We start from the raw sequence: 16923 nt of genomic DNA on the forward strand, positions 1-16923 counted from the left end.
CTCAGCGAGCGACCAGCGTCTGCACGGTGGCGACGACGTCGCCGACCGTACGCACGCTCTTGAAGTCCTCGGGCTTGATCCGGGTGCCGGTCATGTCCTGCACCTGGATCGCCAGATCGATCGCGTCGATGCTGTCCAGTTCCAGGTCGGTGAAGAGGTTGGCGTCGGGCGTCACCTTGGCCGGGTCGATCTCGAACGTCTCCTGCAGCACGGTGCGCAGGCGATCGAGTACATCGTCGAAGGTGAAGGTTTCAGCTGGGATCGCGCTCATAGCTCGGTAAGTCCATTTCATCCCCGGACGGGCGATCCACCGGTTGCGCGGGCAAGCGGGAGGCGGCGCCATCACCGAGGCGATGAAGGTGATCGGAAGTCTCTGGTTGTCGCCGCCCCTCGGACGGCATCCCCTGGGCCCCAAAAGCGCCGTGTAGGCAAAGCCTTACAAGATCCCCAGGGGCGACAAAAGTGTAACAGATCGCGCCCCTGAGCCAAGGCCGATCGTGTGAAATCGTGGGAATCGGCGGGCGCGTCGCGCCGATTCCCCGGCAGCCGTTGGCGCAGGCCCTTCGCGACGTATAGGCGGGTGGCGTCCGGCGCGTCCGCCCGGACACGGTGCCGGCGGACACCCCACGTCCGCGGACACGGAAATTTTTCTGTCACATCGTGCGAAATGGCGCCGCAGGGCGGTCTGGCAGGTAAATCGGTCGTTGGCACGACCGATGCACTCTCCCTGGTGAAAGCACTTCCCATCGTCCAAGGAGAACGACCATGAAATTCGAAACGATCCTGCTCAAGGGCTTTTTTGTCGCCGCCGTCCTGACCTGCCTGCTGACCTTCGGCGCCATGGTCGGCACCAGCACCCCGATCGCCAGCCCGACGCTGGTGGCGTCGGGGCGCTGAATTCGCCGATCCTGGCCTGTGGTACGGGCACTCAGGGCGAACGGTGGATGTCGCCTATGGTCGCCTGTACGTCGTAACGAGGCGAGAGAATGCCTGCCCCCAACGTGCCGGTCAGGGTCAGCAATGCCGCTCGGGTGCCCGGGTCGTTGTTCGCATCGAAGGCCAGGCACGGGTCGTTGAGGACTAGGTTGCCGCTGAAGGAAAGCCATTCGTCCACGACGACGAGCCCGCCCAGGCCAACGACTTCATGTGGAACCTTTCCACTGATGGGGATCGAGGTGCCCGGCGACGTGTCCCCGGGGCGGTAAGGGCAGTGCGAAGTGACGGGAAACGCGCCTGCGCCGGTCACGATCGTCGCGTCGAAGCTCAAATCGCCGAGTCCTGGCAGCGATGTCCACTCGATCGCACCCGTTGCGCTCATGGATGCCACGTTCATCACCTGAAGGTCGGCGAGCGTGAACACATTGCTCGCGATCACGGGGCAAGCTTGCCCCTGGCAAACGGAAGCCGTGTTGGTCGCATGTGCCACTTCGATCACCGGAATGCCTCCGATGAAGTGCTTCTCGTGGTCCGATGCGACCGTGACGCTGCCGCCCTCCAGGGCATCCGCCTCGTCGATCCGGATATCCGATGGCAAGGGCGGACCCAGAAGCGGGTGGGCAGTCAACCTCATCGATACGAGACGGGAGTCCACCTCGGCAGGCAAGGCGGCCTGAGCCTGGCTGGCAGACGCGCAAAAAACGCTCCCGCCGACGAGAGCGAGCAACGAGCGATGGATGCAACGCGGGATTTTCACGGGACGACCTCCTGTCGACATGATCGTGGTCTCAGGCGCTTACCGCGATGCCGAATGCATCGACGATCGCCGTCGATGATTCCATCGCCTGCTTCACTTTAGTCCGCGCGCGCGCTGAGGCAACGCACCGAAGGTGGTAGTCCCGAAATGAAAAAAGCCGCCGGATCATCCCAGCGGCTTTCGTGTTGCCAGTTTCGCGTAGCGATTACTGACCGCGCATGCGGCCCTGGAAACGCGGCGCGCCGTTGCCCATGTGGGGCAGGCGGATCTTGCCGATGGCGCTGATGCGCTCTTCCGCCATGCGATCCGCGGCCTTGTAGGTCGGGATGTTGTCGCGCGAGGAGATTTCGAAAATGCGACCGACGTTGTAGTAGATCGTGCGCATCATGCGCATGGCGCGCTCGCGGTTGTAACCGTCGATCTCGAGCGAGACGTTCATCACGCCGCCGGCGTTGACCGCATAGTCCGGTGCGTAGACGATGCCGCGACGGGCGAGTTCGTCACCGATCGCGTCGGTGGCCAGCTGGTTGTTGGCCGCGCCGCAGATGATCTTCGCCTTGATGCGGTCGATGGTCTGCTCGTTGACCGTGCCGCCCAGCGCGCAGGGGCTGTACACATCGGCGTCGACGTCGTAGATCTCGTCGAGACCCACGGCTTCGCAGCCCAGTTCGTCGACGCAACGCTGCACGGCATCCTTGTTGATGTCGGTGACGAACACCTTGGCGCCCTGCTCGCGGAGCAGCTTGATGAACTCGCTGCCGACGTGGCCGCAGCCCTGCACGGCGTAGCTGTACTTACCCACGTCTTCGTTGCCGTGCTTGGACTGCAGCGCGGCCATCAGGCCCTGCAGCGTACCGAACGCGGTGAACGGCGAAGGGTCGCCCGAACCGCCGTGCACCTGATGCACGCCGGTGACGTACTCGGTTTCACGGTAGACGTATTCCATGTCGTTGACGTCGATGCCCACGTCTTCGGCCGTGATGTAGCGACCGTTGAGCGAGTTGACGAAACGGCCGAAGGCGCGGAACAGCGCTTCGGACTTGTCCCTGGAGGGATCGCCGATGATCACGGCCTTGCCGCCGCCGAGGTTCAGGCCGGCCACGGCATTCTTGTACGTCATGCCGCGCGACAGGCGCAGCACGTCGTTGACGGCATCCTGCTCGGTCTTGTAAGGCCACATGCGCAGGCCGCCGAGGGAAGGACCCAGCACGGTATTGTGGATCGCGATGATGGCCTTCAGGCCCGCGTCCTTGTTATGGCAGAAGACGACTTCTTCGTGGCCCGTGTTGGCGATGGTTTCGAAAATCATCGAACGCAAACTCCAGTGACAAGCGGCAGCAGCACCGCCTCTAGGTGATGACCGGCGGTGGGGACCACCGGTCGATAATGACGTTCCAAAAAAATCGCCCCGGCCTGGAAGGGCGGGGGCGATCTGTCGTGTCAGGTGCCTAGTTTAAACCGTTGTGAGCGTCCGTGTAGGTGCGGCGCAGCAGATGAGGCTCAGCGGTGCCAGTGAGGGTCGCGGACCCAGGTCTCACGCTCGACGCGCCAGCCCCGGCCATAGGGGTGCCACACAGGCGGGCGGTAGACGTAGCCGGGACGTACCGTGGCCCAGCGGCCGCCGACCCACACGTAGCGGCCGCCGTACCAGTTCCAGTAGCCAGGCGCCCAGACATAGCCGGCGCGCGGGGGCGGGACGCGCTCGAAGCGCGGCGGCGGCGGACGGGTGCCGACGGTGACCTCGACATACTCCCGTGCCGCGACCGGCGGGGTGTAGCTTGCGGCGCCGGCGGCCAGGCCCATGACGGCGACGGCGGCGAGGGTACGGGTCAGCTTGGTCATCGGTGTTCTCCTTCGCGAGGTTCCGCGGATGCGGATTCGGGGGCCAGAACGCGGGTTCCTTCGAGCGGGTTGACCCGCCGGGGCGCGTAATGTTCAGCTTCGCGAAAGCTTCCCGTGGGGGAACCTTGCGACGCTCCGCTGCTCCAAGACCCACATGCCCACTCTTACCGCCACCGGCCCGTTCCCGCCCATGAAGCCTCCCCGCCGTTTTGGCGTGCGCACCATCGCGACCCTGCTGGGCATCCGTTTCGCATACCGGCTGGGCAGTCGCCTGGCACCTGCGCGCACGGTGGCCCACGCGGCGCGAACCTTCCAGACGCCGCTGCCGAGCAGCCGGGTTCGCGCCGCCTACGCCGCGACCACGATGTCGGCGCGGCGTGAGACGGTGCGACTGGGCGGGGAATCGATCGAAACCTACATCTGGGGCGACCCTGCGACTCAGCCTTACATCCTGCTGGCTCACGGCTGGTCGAGTCTGGGCTTGCGCTGGGAGTCCTGGGCACCGTGGCTCCTCGCCAAGGGCTGGGCCGCGGTGTCCTTCGACCAGCCCGGTCACGGTCACAGTGGCGGCGATCTGTGCACGCTGCCCGATTTCGTCAGGACGCTGGCCGCGGTGGGCTGTCACTACGGTGACGCGCACGGCGTCGTCGCCCATTCACTGGGCGGCGCGGCCGCGACGCTGGCGCTGGAGGACGGGTGGACGGCGAAGCGGGTGGTGCTGATCGCTCCCGCGGCGGACCCCCAGGGCGCCACGCGGCGCTTCTCGCGCTTCGTCCGCCTCGCCGAGCATCTGCGTCCGTCGCTACATGCGGCTCTGACCGAGCGCACCGGCATACTCATCGACGATCTGCATATCGGGCATCACGCGCCGAAGCGGACCCAGCCCGCCTTGATCTTCCACGATTTCTTCGACCGCGATGTCCCGGTGGAAGAGGGGGAGCTCTACGCGCGGCTGTGGCCCGATGCTACCTTGCTGAAAACCCGCCGGCTGGGCCATCGCCGGATCGTCGATGACGAAAGCGTCATGACCGCGGCGATAGCCTTTCTGGATGGCGTGGAGCTTCGCTGAGCCCGCCACCGAGTCCCCCCCCTTCGAGGAGCGAGCCATGACGACCACCTGTGCGGTGTGTGGAACGGAGCACGACGAAGAGGCACTGGAACTGGGCTACCGCCGGCCGGACGCCGTGATCGATCTCGATGCCGCGACGCGAGCCGCGGGTGTGTTCGAGAACGACGACCTCTGTGTCATCGATGCGAAGCGTTTTTTCGTCCGCGCGACGTTGCCGCTGCCGGTTAACGGACGTGGCGGAAATTATCAGATCGGTGTCTGGGTCGAAGTCGCTTCTTCCGACTTCGACCGGATCGGCAAACTCTGGACCGACCCGGGTCAGGCGGCCGAGCCTCCGATGTCGGCGACCCTGGCGAACGAGGTGCGTCTGCATCCGGAAAGCCTCGGGCAGGCCTTGCTGCTGCAGCTCACAGGACCGAAGACACGCCCCCAGGTGTTCGTGCGTGACGCGACGTATTCGCTGGGTGCCGAGCAGCGGCACGGCATCAGCGCGCACCGGGCGAGCGAATACTCGGTCGGACTCAGGGCGGCGTAGCCCTTACGCAGTGCGGCGGCGTATCGCTGCACTGCGTCAGAGGTCCCGGCGCGGGCGGGGATAGAATCGACCGGTTCCCTCCCCAGACGTCGCGTTTTCCCGGAGTTTTCATGAGCTCGCAGCCCAAGCACATCCCCGCCAGCCACACCGACGCGGAGGCCACGCCGCTGCGCTTCGTCACGGCGGCCAGCCTGTTCGACGGCCATGACGCGGCGATCAACATCATGCGCCGGATCATCCAGAGCCAGGGCGCGGAGGTGATTCATCTCGGCCACAACCGCTCGGTGGAAGACGTGGTGCGGGCCGCTCTCCAGGAAGACGCGGATGCCATCGCGCTGTCCTCCTACCAGGGCGGGCACGTCGAGTATTTCAAATACATGGTCGACATGCTGCGCGAGCGGGGCGCGGGTCATGTACGCGTGTTCGGCGGCGGTGGCGGGACGATCACGCCGGAAGAGATTCGCGAGCTGCAGGATTACGGCGTCGAGCGCATCTATCACCCGAACGACGGTATGAAGCTCGGTCTCACCGAGATGATCGAGGACGTGATGGCGCGAACGCGCAGCGCCGTTCAGTCGCGCGTCGAAGCGGCGCCGGCCGACGTTGCCGTCGAGAACGAGATTTCCATCGGTGCGATGCTTTCGGCCATCGAAGAAGATTCGCTTCCCGAAGCCGAACTCGCCCGCCTGCGCAAGGAATGGCAGCTGGCGGGTAACAAGACCCCGGTGCTTGGCCTGACCGGTACGGGTGGCGCGGGTAAGTCGTCCGTGGTGGACGAACTGTTGCTGCGGTTCCTGCACGCGTTTCCGCAGATGCGGATTGCCGTGCTCGCGGTCGATCCGACCCGTCGCCGCAGCGGCGGCGCGTTACTCGGCGACCGCATCCGCATGAACTCGCTGCGCAGCCCGCGCGTATACATGCGCTCGATGGCCACGCGTCGCCAGCACGCCGCCACCTCGATCGTGCTGCACGACTGCATCGACTTTCTCAAGGCCCAGGCTTACGACCTGGTGATCGTCGAAACGGCGGGTATCGGCCAGAGCGACTCCGAGATCGTCGACCTCGTCGATTTCCCGGTCTACGTGATGACCAGCGAATACGGTGCCGCCAGCCAGCTCGAGAAAATCGACATGCTGGACTTCGCCGAACTGGTCGTGCTCAACAAATACGACAAGCGCGGGGCCGAGGACGCCCTGCGCGACGTGCGCAAGCAGTGGAAGCGCAACCGCACCGCGTTCCAGATGGCCGACGAGAACGTGCCGGTCTATCCGACCATCGCCAGCCAGTTCAACGATCCGGGCGTCACCTGGATGTTCGACAACCTGTGCCGTCTGCTGCGCGAGAAGCTCTCGTTGCCCGACGCGGTCTGGACGCCCGATGTCGACACGACATTGCGCGAACCGCGTGCCACGGTGCTGATTCCGGGCAATCGCGTGCGTTATCTGGCGGAGATCGCGGAGCAGGGGAGAGGCGTCAACGGCGGCATCGCGAAGCAGGCCGAGGCGGCCAGCAAAGCGCAGCACTACTATGAATCGCTGAAGGATATCGGCGACGACTCCCTGCCGCGTGCGTTCGATCTTTACGAGCATGCCTTGCTCGCGGTCGACGGCGACCGTTCGCTGGCCACCCTGCGTCAGCGCTACAACGAGGCCGTGCGCGAGCTCACCAGCGAAGCGATCCACCTGCTGCGCGAGTGGCCGTCGCGCTTTGAAGCCGTCACCGCGGAGTTCAACGAATACCAGGTGCGCGACAAGGTCATTCGCGTCGAGAACTACCGCGAGTCGCTCAGCCACCAGAAGATTCCGAAGGTCTGTCCGCCGAAGACGAAAGACTGGGGGGAGCTGCTTTCGTTCCTCATGCGCGAGAACCTGCCGGGGCACTATCCGTACACGGGGGGCGTGTTCCCATACCGGCGCGCCGGCGAGGATCCGACCCGCATGTTCGCGGGCGAGGGTACGCCGGAGCGCACCAATCGTCGCTTCCACTACCTCTCGCTGGGTGGCGCGGCCGCGCGTCTTTCGACCGCCTTCGACTCGGTCACGCTGTACGGTGAAGATCCCGCGCCGCGTCCCGATATCTACGGCAAGATCGGCAATTCCGGCGTCTCCATCGCCACGCTCGACGACATGAAGAAGCTTTATTCCGGCTTCGACCTCTCCGCGCCTTCGACGTCGGTGTCGATGACGATCAACGGTCCGGCCCCGATCATCCTCGCCATGTTCATGAATACGGCGATCGATCAGAACATCGAGAAGTACCTCAACGAGGACGTCTCCCGCTGGGAGGTCGCCAACGCGCACATCGCCCGGCTGTATCCGCACGGCGACCGGCCGCGCTACCACGGCGAACTGCCCCAGGGTAACGACGGCCTCGGTCTCGGCCTGCTTGGCGTGTCCGGCGAAGAAGTGGTCGATGCTGAGACCTACGCGCGGATCAAGGCCTGGACCCTGGCCAACGTGCGCGGCACCGTGCAGGCGGACATCCTCAAGGAGGATCAGGCCCAGAACACCTGCATCTTCAGCACGGAGTTCGCCCTGCGCATGATGGGCGATATCCAGCAATACTTCGTCGATCACAAGGTGCGCAATTTCTACTCGGTGTCGATCTCCGGGTACCACATCGCGGAAGCGGGTGCGAACCCGATCAGCCAGCTCGCCTTCACGCTGTCCAACGGCTTCACCATCGTCGAGTACTACCTCGCCCGTGGCATGAAGATCGACGACTTCGCGCCCAACCTGTCGTTTTTCTTCTCCAACGGCATGGACCCGGAATACACGGTGATCGGCCGCGTCGCCCGTCGCATCTGGGCCCGCGCCATGCGCGAGCGTTACGGTGCCAGTGCGCGCAGCCAGATGCTGAAGTACCACATTCAGACGTCGGGGCGTTCGCTGCACGCGCAGGAGATCCAGTTCAACGACATTCGCACCACCTTGCAGGCGCTGTATGCGCTGTTCGACAACTGCAACAGCCTGCACACCAACGCGTATGACGAGGCGATCACCACACCGACGGAAGAGAGCGTTCGTCGGGCGGTCGCCATCCAGCTGATCATCAACCGCGAGCTCGGCCTCAACTTCAACGAGAATCCGTGGCAGGGCAGCTACGTCGTGGACGAGCTCACCGATCTGGTGGAAGAGGCCGTGTACAAGGAGTTCGAGGCGATCAGCGAACGCGGCGGCGTGCTCGGCGCGATGGACACGATGTACCAGCGCGGGAAGATCCAGGAAGAATCGATGTACTACGAGCACAAAAAGCACGACGGCTCGCTTCCCCTCATCGGCGTCAACACCTTTCTGCCCCGGGATCACGGCGGCGAGATCGCCACGGAGATCGAACTCATCCGCTCGACGGAAGAAGAAAAGGGCCAGCAGATCGATAACGTGCTGCTCTACGGCAAGGCCCGCAACGGCCTGGCCCCGGACAGCCTGACCACCTTGCAGAAGACCGCTCGCGATCGCCGCAACGTCTTCGAACAGTTGATGGACGCGGTGAAGAACAACTCACTCGGCCAGATCAGCCACGCGTTGTATGACGTAGGCGGCGAGTATCGGCGGAATATGTAAGGCAGGGACCCATCGCCAACCGGATCGGCTCCCACCAGAGCCGCTCTGCGGTTAAGCTCCGGGTTCACCCGGGGAGCTTTTCAATGCGTCGGATCGTCTTCTTCCTCAGTCTGGCCGCACTCGCCTTCCAGGCGCGCGCGGCAGACGATGTCCCTCCGCACGACAGCTTCACCATGCCCGGGGTAACTGCCGCCGAAACGCGGCACATCAACGTCTACACACCTTCCGGCTACGCCACCTCGAAAGCCCGCTACCCCGTCCTCTACATGCCCGATGGCGGCCTGGAAGAAGACTTTCCGCACGTGGCCAGGGCGCTCGACGAGGGTATCCGCAAGGGCGAAATCCAGCCGCTGATTCTCGTCGGCATCGAAAACACCGAACGTCGTCGCGACATGACCGGACCGACTTCGGTCGCGTCGGACAGGCGGATCGCACCCCGCGTGGGCGGGTCGGCCGGCTTTCGAGCCTTCATCGCGACGAAGCTGGTGTCCGAAGTCGGCAAGCGATATCGCGTCGACGGCCACAGAGGTGTCATCGGTGAGTCGCTGGCCGGACTTTTCGCGCTGGAGTCGCTTCAGCGGGAGCCGAAGCTGTTCGACACGGTGATCGCCATCAGCCCCAGTGTATGGTGGAACGCGGGTGCCTTGATTCGTGATCTGCCGGTTGCGATGGCGGAGGGCGATCCATCGCCCCACCGCATCTACCTGACGTCAGCCGACGAGGAAAACATCGCTCCCGGTGTGGAGCAGCTCGTCAGGACGTTGCGTTCCAGCTTGCCCAGGCGCGCGGCGACGATCGAATACGTGCCTCGTCCTTCAGCGCATCACGATACGATCTACCGCGAGTCGGAGGCGCAGGCGTTGCGCTGGGCGTATCCGCCGATGGATAACTAGTCCGTCGCCTGGCGGCTTCCGAAGTCGATCTTCGTAAGACCACGAACTTTTGCTTCCGTCAGTACCTTGGTGACGTCCTCGTAGCTTGCGTTGTCAGCCGCGGCGATGACAAGGCGGGGCGGCTGCGCCGAGGCGGCGGCGATATCGATCTGCCTTTCGAGTGCCGCATCGGTGACGAGGGTCCCGTTCCAGAAAATCGAACCGTCGGCGTCGATCGTGACGCGTGCCGGGTCGGGCTCAAGGTCCGTCGATGACCCGGGAGCGGGGAGGTCGACACGTGCCTTATGCGCCACCACTGGCGCGGAGATCATGAAAATGATCAGCAGTACGAGAAGCACGTCGACGAGCGGGGTGACATTGATGCCCGAAATCGGGGCGGCGTCGTTCCTTGCAGAGAAAGCCATGGTTCTTCCTCCAAACGTTATCGATGTGGGTGTGCCCTGGTGCCGGGCCATAGGGGGATGCCCGGCAGGGCCAGACTAGGTGTCGGATGGGGCTTCCCACAAGACCGCCGTCGGGTTCATGATGGCCGGATCGCCGACGATCGCCGCCATTCCGGTTCGAGGCTTGAACCAACCGCACCGTTCGTAGTCCCATGGAGACGTTTTTTCGTGGGAGCGTTACGTTGAGCAGTCAGTCGTCGGGTTCGAAGTGGGTCGCAGGTTTGTTGATCGTGGCGATCCTCGTGGTAGCGGGTATTTTCGTCTGGCGCGAGAAGCAGGCGCGCGATGCCGTCACCGCGCCACCTTTCGCCTCCGCGTCCTCGACGGCATCCGCTCCCGCTACGTCCGTGCACGACGCCGCGCTGCCGGAGCATCCGATCGATCCCGCCCGTGGTTCGACGTCCGCCCTTCCCGCGCTCGATCAGAGCGACGACGAGGTGCTGGCCGGGTTGCTCGCGCTCACCGGCGACGAAGCGTTAAAGTCGCTGCTGAAGTCGGATGCGATCGTGTCGCGGATGGTTTCCACCATCGATGCGTTACCGAAGCAGACTGTCGGTATGAACGTCCTTCCCTTGCGTACGCCGACAGGCCGGTTCCAGGTCGTTTCCGACGACGGCAATTTCGTCGCGTCGAAAAAGAATGCGGATCGCTATGCGACCTACATGTATGTCGCCGACCGTGTGAGCCCGAAGGCCGCTGCCGCCTGGTACAAGCACAACTACCCGTTATTCCAGCAGGCGTATCGTGACCTCGGAACGGGCGGCTATTTCAACGATCGCCTCGTCCAGGTGATCGACCACCTGTTGGCTGCGCCGGAGCCGAAGGGTAATCAGCAGCTACTTCCGGAGAAGGTGGGGTATGTCTACGCCAATCCCGCGCTGGAGCAGCTGTCGGTCGGGCAGAAGTTCATGATTCGCGTCGGTCCGGAGAATGAGGCGAAGTTGAAAGCGAAGCTGCGGGCGCTGCGTGCTGAAGTGGTCACTGAGAAGGATGGGGCAGGGGATTCGGCAGCTCGGAACTGAGGCGGGTTGAATCGCCAGCGGGCTGGCTCCTACCCGAGCAGGCAGGGCTGGCTCGGGTGGGAGCCAACCCTGTCGGCGATGCTCGTCGATCAGACCTGCCGATCGGTCAAGGCGCCTTCTGCGTCGGATCCCGCACCGGCACGCTGATATTGCAGAGATCGATCTTCCCCGCCGGGCGCGTGTAGAAATCGTCCTTGCGATTGCGCTTGGCCTCGATCACCGCCGAGAACGTCTTGCTGTCCGTACGCAGCACCTGGATCGGCGTGCGCTCGGCTTCCGGAACGTCCGCCGCGAGGCGAACGCTCTTGATGGTCACGCGCTGCCCGGGCTTGTCGTAGAAGCCCATCGGCTCGCCGCCACGCGGGTAGGCGGCCAGCAGCTCCATTCCCTTGATGACCTTGCCCGCTACCGCGAGGTTGCGGTCGAGGTTGCGCGGGGCCTGGCCGATGATCGCGTAGAGCGAGCTGCCGTTACCCGTCTCGGCGCCGACGTCGCGTGCGACGCCCACGGTGCCGTAGCAGTGCGTGATCCAGGCCTCGCCCTTGTCGCGTGCGACCGGGAAGCCCTCGGAGAAACCGACTTCCGGTGCGTAGACATCGCCATCGGGAAGCGTCGTGAACGGAAACGCCTTGCCGTCCTTGCGGGTGAACTCGGGCGGCAGGGTTTCCTTCGCCGTACCGAGCGATTTGGCCTTCTTCTTGTCGTCGCCGTCGGGATCGCCCCACTGCGTAACGAAGTTGTCCTGAACGCGGATCACCTGGGTGCCGTCGAAATAGTGTTCGCGAATCAGCGTGCGGATGTTCGCGGCATGCAGCGGCGACCAGTCCTGGGCCAGTTCAATGACCACACGGCCCTGCGGCAGGTCCATGTAGACCAGATTCTCGGGGTCGGGCGTGCGCCATTCCGCCGGGGTGGACTTCGCCAGGAGTTCCTTCGGCGTGGGGGTATGGGCCTTCTTGGCCTCATCGGCAGCCATCGCGGGCAGGGCGATGGTGAGGGCGAGCGCGAGGCAGGTACGAGCGAGCATGGGTTCCCCGTCAGTGATTGCTAACGGGGTGAAAGTAGCAGAGCCCGGCGAGTTCCGCTTATCGCCGTCGATATCGCGGAAAAGGGCTTCAGCCCGACAATCCCAACAGGGCCTTCGGCTCCAGATAGGCCTCCAGTCCGAGCACGCCGTACTCCCGTCCCCAGCCCGATTGCTTGAACCCACCGAACGGCGCCTTCGGATCGTGCTTCAGCGAATTGATCGCGACACGACCCGCGTCGATGCGTTCCGCCACGCGGCGTGCGCGTGCCTCATCCGCGGAAAAGACGTATGCCTGCAATCCATACGGCGTGTCATTGGCGATGGCGATTGCATCCTCGTCGCCGTCATACGCGATGATCGAGAGCACCGGTCCGAAGATCTCCTCGCGGGCAATGGCCATGTCGTTGCGGACATCGGCGAACACGGTCGGTTTCACCAGCCAGCCACGCTCGTAGCCGTCCGGCCGTCCCTCACCGCCGACGATCAGACGCGCACCGTCGGCGTTGCCGCGGCGTATATAGTCCTGCACGCGATCCCACTGCTTGCGGCTGACCATGGGTCCGACCGTCGTGGCCGGATCGGACGGATCGCCTGACTTGATATCGTCGATTGCCGCTACGGCCATTGCTTCGAACTCGGCAAGACGCGCCCGCGGAACCAGCAGACGTGTGCCAGCGATACACGCCTGCCCACTGTTGTTGAAACCCGCCATGACGGCGAGCGGCAACGCGACCGCGAAGTCCGCGTCATCGAGAAAGATCGACGGCGACTTGCCACCGAGTTCCAGCGTGACGCGCTTCAGCGTATCCGCCGCCGCCCGCACGATGCCTTTGCCGACGGCGGTCGAACCGGTGAACGACACCTTGGCGATATCCGGACTGCCGACGATCTCGGCACCGACGGTGTCGCCGCGTCCCGTGACGATGTTGAACACACCCGCTGGCGCGCCGGCTTCATGCAGCGCTTCGGTGACGATGCGTGTCTGCAGCGCGCTCATCTCGCTGGGTTTGATGACGGCGGTGCAACCCGCGGCGAGCGCCGACGCCAGCTTGCCGCAGATGAAACCCGCATTGCTGTTCCAGGGCGTGATCAGTCCCGCCACACCGACAGGCTGCATGCGCACGGTGGCGCTGCCCATGCGCGGTTCGAAGTCGTACTCCCGGAGCGTCGCGATGACGTCCAGAAAGACGCTGGACGCGTGCCCGGTCATCCAGCGTCCGCGTGATACGGGTGCGCCGTACTCCTCGACGATCGCGGCGAAGAGGTCGTCCTCCCGCGCCACGATCGCGTCATGCATGCGCTGAAGCAGGGCGATGCGCTCCTCGATCGTCGTCCGCGAGAACGCGGGGAAAGCCCGCTTCGCCGCCGCAATGGCCCGCCGGGCGTCCTCGGCATCGGCCAGACGTACCGTCCCGATGACTTCCTCGGTCGCCGGATTGAACAGTTCGAAACGTTCTTCACCGTGGGGAGTGACAAACGCGCCATCGATATAAATGTGGTCGATCGTGTGCATGAGAGGCTTCCGTCGGGGGGACGGTTCCCAGCATGCGCCCGACCCATTAGTCTGATAAGACGGACAACGGCGGATGGGTCATTAAGCGGGAGAGGACAATGCGTACCGGTCTTACGGAATTCGAAGCCGTGCTGGCGGTCGCGCGGCACCGTAGCTTTCGCGCCGCGGCGGGTGAGCTGAATCTCTCGACCTCAGCCCTTAGCCAGTCCGTCGCCTCGCTGGAGGCCCGGCTGGGCACGCGGCTTTTCCACCGGACGACACGCAGTGTCCGGCTGACCGAAGCCGGCGAGCGCTTCGTGGCCGATGTGGCCCCCGCCATCGCAAGCCTCGGTGTGGCGATCGAGCGGGCCAGCGACGAGGGCGATGCACCGCGCGGGACGCTGAGGATCAATACGTCTACCGGGGCCGCCCGGCGTGTGATGGCGCCGCTGCTGGTGCCCTATCTGACGCGCTATCCCGACGTGCGGCTCGATCTGGTCACCGACGACAGGCTTACCGACATCGTGCGTGATGGGTTCGATGCGGGCTTCCGCACCGCGGACATCGTGCCGGCCGACATGATCGCCGTCCCCTTCGGGGAGCCGATCCGGTTCGCCGTGGTCGGCTCACCCGGCTACCTCGCGGCGAAGGGCACGCCGCGCAATCCGTCGGATCTCGCCAGCCACCGCTGTATCCGGGCGCGTATGCGCTCCGGCCATATCTACCACTGGGAATTCGAGCGGCACGGTGAAGCGATCGAGGTCGACGTGCCGGGCGTGCTGACGCTCGACGAGCCGAACCTCATGCTCGAAGCGGCCCGCGCCGGCCTGGGCCTGACTTACCTCACCGAGTTCAACGTGGCGGAAGATCTTGCGTCCGGCAGCCTGGTGAGGGTTCTCGAGGACTGGACCCCGCCGTTCGACCGGCTGTGCCTGTATTACTCCGGCAGGCGCCACGTACCCGGCGCGCTGCGCGCGCTGATCGACCTCATCAGGGAAACCGGCTGAGCGCATGGGCCAGGGGTCACGGCAAACCTTTGCGACGCGGGCGGCATCCTATGCCGCAAGATGTCACGATCCGGACCCCGCATGCACCGTCGCCTCGCCCTGTTTGCCACGCTCCTCTTCGCTGCGGCGGCCGTCCATGCCGAGGTGACGATCGACGGTCATATCGACCCTGCCGAATGGGCGGGGGCGAAGCGGATCACGGATTTCCGCGACACCCAGCCGATGAACGGCAAGCCGGGCAGCCAGCCGACCGAAGCCTGGGTGATGTCGACGCCCAAAGGACTGGCCGTGGCGATCCGGGTCACCCAGTCCGCCGATATCCCACGCTCGCGCCAACAGACCCGGCGCGACGAGGATGCGATGGTCGATCGCGTCAATGTCATGGTCGACTTCGACGCGGACGGCCGTGTCGGTTACGACTTCGAGGTGCGGTCGCAGGGCGGCGTGGCCGACGAGGTGATCACCAACGAATCCGATTTCAGTTACGACTGGGACGGACGCTGGGATCACGCGGTCAGTGAGGACGCGGACGGTTATTCGGTGGAGATCCTCATCCCCTGGTACATCGCGCCGATGCGCAAGGCGAGCGGCGATACGCGCACGATCGGTCTGTATGTCGACCGTGTGATCGCCGCCACGGGAGAGCGCATGGCATGGCCGGCGATCGCGTTCGATCGCGGCAGGTTTCTCTCCAGTTTTCAGCGCATCGAAGTGCCGGCATATTCGCAGTCGCTGTTCGCCATCACGCCTTACGTGGTCGGCAAGGTGGATCGCGCGCACGGCGGCACGTCGTTCGAGCAAGGCGCGGACATCCTCTGGAAACCCAATGGCCAGACGCAGCTTACGGCCACGATCAACCCCGATTTCGGCCAGGTCGAGAGCGACGACCTGGTGGTCAACTTCTCGCCCGAAGAAACCTTCTTCACCGACAAACGTCCGTTCTTCACCGAGAACCAGGGCATCTTCGACTTCAGCCTGCTCGACGACTATTCGCAGTTGGTCTACACGCGCCGGGTGGGTGGTGCGGCGGATGACGGTAACGGTGCGGCCGATATTTCCTCGGCGGTGAAGGTGAACGGCAGCGTGGGTTCGACCAGTTACGGCATCCTCGCCGCGCAGGAAAAAGGCGACGCGGGCCGCACGTTCGGTGCTTTCCGTCTGTTGCAGAATGCGGGTACCCAGTCATTCGGTCTGCTCGCCACGCGGGTCAACCACCCGTATCTCGACCGCGACGCCAACGTGCTTGGCCTGGATCATCGCTGGCAGCCGAACGAGCGTTTCACCATCACCAGCAACGTGGTCGGCAGCAAGATCGACCAGCCGCGCAACAACAGCGACGGCGTGGGCGCGACCAGTATCGCGTTCTGGGAAATGAACGATGTCTGGAGCCAGCAGTGGCTGGGTATGTACTTCGGCAAGCGACTGGACATCGACGACTTCGGCTACCTGCCACGCAGCGACATGAAGTATCTGCATTGGGAAGTAAGGCAGCGTCAGGCCAATCTGCCGGCCGACTCGGCCTATGCCTCGCATCTGTGGCGGTATCGCGTCTCCGAGCAGAAAAACACCGAGGGCGTGGTCGTGCGGCAGCGTCTTCGCATTCAGCGCAACAGCCAGCGTCGCGATGGCGGCGACGAACTGTGGCGGCTCGATGCCTTCACGGCCGCGTATGACGACCTGCTTACCCGCGGTGGCAACAACCAGCACACGCCGCCGACCGCGAAGCTGACCTACGATCGCACCCGCCCGCGTATCGGTCGCTGGGCGTGGGAAGCGGAGGGCTTCGTCAGCGGAAACCAGCTCACCGGCTATCACCGGCTGGGCTACTACTTCAAGTTCACGCCGACGTACTTCGTCACCGATGCGTTCAGCGTGTTCGCTGGCGCGAGTTACGAATGGGACCCGAACTGGCTGATCTGGCAACACGACAACCTCGTCGGCGCGTATGACGGCCGTACCGTCGGCCTCGACAGCGGCCTCAACTGGAATCTCGGTAACAAGCAGGAGCTCCGCGTCAAACTGCAGACCCTGGCGGTGGGCGCCAAGCTTCGTCGTCGCCTGGAGATCACACCCACCGGCGCGGCGGTCGACAGTGATGAACCGGTCGACGGGCTCGGCGTGGCCAACCTCGGCTTCCAGATCCGCTATCGCTACGAGATCGCGCCGCTGTCGAACCTCTACGTCGTCTACAACCGCGGCGGCTACGCCGAGGATACGGATGACGAACTCGACGGGCAGTTTCGTCGTAGTTTCGGCCTCAAGGACGTTGAGGAAGGGCTGATCAAGGTGGCTTACCGCCTCGAGTTCTGAGCCTCGCCTTCACATGGGTTGTGGCCT

General features: G+C 64.5%; 15 protein-coding genes. 8 read left to right on the forward strand and 7 right to left on the reverse strand.

Translation table 11 applies throughout. The features are described from left to right. Nucleotide 1 precedes the first annotated feature (1 nt). Entirely contained in the window at nt 2-271 is a 270-nt protein-coding gene (locus tag BLT40_RS01320; RefSeq protein ID WP_051943409.1) for an acyl carrier protein, read from the reverse strand. 494 nt (nt 272-765) lie between these two features. Between BLT40_RS01320 and BLT40_RS20495 the strand changes: the two genes are divergently transcribed. Then, the gene (locus BLT40_RS20495) at nt 766-897 is read left to right on the forward strand and encodes a hypothetical protein (protein ID WP_255349722.1); all 132 of its coding nucleotides are present in this window, start codon (nt 766-768) and stop codon (nt 895-897) included. A gap of 31 nt (nt 898-928) precedes the next feature. Here the strand turns inward: BLT40_RS20495 and BLT40_RS01325 are convergent, their stop codons facing one another. The 3 genes from BLT40_RS01325 to BLT40_RS01335 all read right to left on the reverse strand — a co-directional run bounded on the left by BLT40_RS01325 (nt 929) and on the right by BLT40_RS01335 (nt 3535). Beyond that, nucleotides 929-1603, reverse strand: a complete 675-nt coding sequence (locus BLT40_RS01325) for a hypothetical protein (protein WP_143025811.1) — start codon at nt 1601-1603, stop codon at nt 929-931. Between the two features lie 295 nt (nt 1604-1898). Beyond that, entirely contained in the window at nt 1899-3002 is a 1104-nt protein-coding gene (locus tag BLT40_RS01330) for a Glu/Leu/Phe/Val dehydrogenase dimerization domain-containing protein (RefSeq protein ID WP_036111602.1), read from the reverse strand. Nucleotides 3003-3193: 191 nt separating this feature from the next. Next, a complete protein-coding gene (locus BLT40_RS01335) occupies nt 3194-3535 on the reverse strand; it encodes a YXWGXW repeat-containing protein (protein WP_051943411.1) in 342 nt (113 codons plus the stop codon). A 154-nt stretch (nt 3536-3689) separates the two neighbouring features. Here BLT40_RS01335 and BLT40_RS01340 point away from each other — a divergent pair, with 154 nt between their 5' ends. The 4 genes from BLT40_RS01340 (at nt 3690) to BLT40_RS01355 (ending at nt 9595) form a co-directional block, all read left to right on the forward strand. Continuing rightward, a complete protein-coding gene (locus BLT40_RS01340; protein ID WP_255363908.1) occupies nt 3690-4604 on the forward strand; it encodes an alpha/beta hydrolase in 915 nt (304 codons plus the stop codon). A gap of 37 nt (nt 4605-4641) precedes the next feature. Next, the gene (locus tag BLT40_RS01345; protein WP_176809065.1) at nt 4642-5139 is read left to right on the forward strand and encodes a DUF2199 domain-containing protein; all 498 of its coding nucleotides are present in this window, start codon (nt 4642-4644) and stop codon (nt 5137-5139) included. 110 nt (nt 5140-5249) lie between these two features. Next, nucleotides 5250-8702 (forward strand): methylmalonyl-CoA mutase family protein, encoded by a 3453-nt coding sequence (locus BLT40_RS01350; protein WP_090350873.1) that lies wholly within the window; start codon nt 5250-5252, stop codon nt 8700-8702. Nucleotides 8703-8785: 83 nt separating this feature from the next. After that, nucleotides 8786-9595 carry an alpha/beta hydrolase gene (locus BLT40_RS01355; protein WP_090350875.1) on the forward strand — a complete coding sequence of 270 codons (810 nt, stop codon included), beginning with the start codon at nt 8786-8788 and terminating at the stop codon, nt 9593-9595. Here BLT40_RS01355 and BLT40_RS01360 read toward each other — a convergent pair. Continuing rightward, nucleotides 9592-9999 (reverse strand): ExbD/TolR family protein, encoded by a 408-nt coding sequence (locus tag BLT40_RS01360; protein ID WP_090350877.1) that lies wholly within the window; start codon nt 9997-9999, stop codon nt 9592-9594. The genes BLT40_RS01355 and BLT40_RS01360 overlap by 4 nt on opposite strands. A 221-nt stretch (nt 10000-10220) precedes the next feature. On the opposite strand from BLT40_RS01360, the gene BLT40_RS01365 reads away from it, so the two are divergent. Further along, nucleotides 10221-11060 (forward strand): DUF3014 domain-containing protein, encoded by an 840-nt coding sequence (locus tag BLT40_RS01365; RefSeq protein ID WP_176809066.1) that lies wholly within the window; start codon nt 10221-10223, stop codon nt 11058-11060. A 106-nt stretch (nt 11061-11166) separates the two neighbouring features. Here the strand turns inward: BLT40_RS01365 and BLT40_RS01370 are convergent, their stop codons facing one another. Together BLT40_RS01370 and BLT40_RS01375 are read right to left on the reverse strand one after the other, a co-directional pair. Further along, complete coding sequence (locus BLT40_RS01370; RefSeq protein WP_090350879.1) at nt 11167-12087, reverse strand: peptidylprolyl isomerase; 921 nt, start codon at nt 12085-12087, stop codon at nt 11167-11169. A gap of 88 nt (nt 12088-12175) precedes the next feature. After that, nucleotides 12176-13600, reverse strand: coding sequence for an aldehyde dehydrogenase family protein (locus BLT40_RS01375; RefSeq protein WP_090350881.1), 1425 nt, complete (start codon nt 13598-13600; stop codon nt 12176-12178). A 98-nt stretch (nt 13601-13698) separates the two neighbouring features. On the opposite strand from BLT40_RS01375, the gene BLT40_RS01380 reads away from it, so the two are divergent. After that, nucleotides 13699-14586: a LysR family transcriptional regulator gene (locus BLT40_RS01380; RefSeq protein ID WP_090350883.1), complete on the forward strand. Its 888-nt coding sequence runs from the start codon at nt 13699-13701 to the stop codon at nt 14584-14586. A gap of 81 nt (nt 14587-14667) precedes the next feature. Continuing rightward, on the forward strand, nt 14668-16896 hold the full coding sequence (locus BLT40_RS01385; RefSeq protein ID WP_255363909.1) for a DUF5916 domain-containing protein: 2229 nt from the start codon (nt 14668-14670) through the stop codon (nt 16894-16896). The last annotated feature ends 27 nt before the right edge of the window (nt 16897-16923 follow it).

This window comes from Dyella sp. 333MFSha (genome assembly GCF_900102405.1).
In the GTDB taxonomy this organism is placed as follows: domain Bacteria; phylum Pseudomonadota; class Gammaproteobacteria; order Xanthomonadales; family Rhodanobacteraceae; genus Luteibacter; species Luteibacter mycovicinus.

Coding starts and splice junctions, on each gene's coding strand:
- BLT40_RS01320 (WP_051943409.1), bottom strand. CDS start 271: ATGAGCGCGATCCCAGCTGAAACCTTCACCTTCGACGATGTACTCGAT.
- BLT40_RS20495 (WP_255349722.1), top strand. CDS start 766: ATGAAATTCGAAACGATCCTGCTCAAGGGCTTTTTTGTCGCCGCCGTC.
- BLT40_RS01330 (WP_036111602.1), bottom strand. CDS start 3,002: ATGATTTTCGAAACCATCGCCAACACGGGCCACGAAGAAGTCGTCTTC.
- BLT40_RS01335 (WP_051943411.1), bottom strand. CDS start 3,535: ATGACCAAGCTGACCCGTACCCTCGCCGCCGTCGCCGTCATGGGCCTG.
- BLT40_RS01340 (WP_255363908.1), top strand. CDS start 3,690: ATGCCCACTCTTACCGCCACCGGCCCGTTCCCGCCCATGAAGCCTCCC.
- BLT40_RS01345 (WP_176809065.1), top strand. CDS start 4,642: ATGACGACCACCTGTGCGGTGTGTGGAACGGAGCACGACGAAGAGGCA.
- BLT40_RS01350 (WP_090350873.1), top strand. CDS start 5,250: ATGAGCTCGCAGCCCAAGCACATCCCCGCCAGCCACACCGACGCGGAG.
- BLT40_RS01355 (WP_090350875.1), top strand. CDS start 8,786: ATGCGTCGGATCGTCTTCTTCCTCAGTCTGGCCGCACTCGCCTTCCAG.
- BLT40_RS01360 (WP_090350877.1), bottom strand. CDS start 9,999: ATGGCTTTCTCTGCAAGGAACGACGCCGCCCCGATTTCGGGCATCAAT.
- BLT40_RS01370 (WP_090350879.1), bottom strand. CDS start 12,087: ATGCTCGCTCGTACCTGCCTCGCGCTCGCCCTCACCATCGCCCTGCCC.
- BLT40_RS01375 (WP_090350881.1), bottom strand. CDS start 13,600: ATGCACACGATCGACCACATTTATATCGATGGCGCGTTTGTCACTCCC.
- BLT40_RS01380 (WP_090350883.1), top strand. CDS start 13,699: ATGCGTACCGGTCTTACGGAATTCGAAGCCGTGCTGGCGGTCGCGCGG.
- BLT40_RS01385 (WP_255363909.1), top strand. CDS start 14,668: ATGCACCGTCGCCTCGCCCTGTTTGCCACGCTCCTCTTCGCTGCGGCG.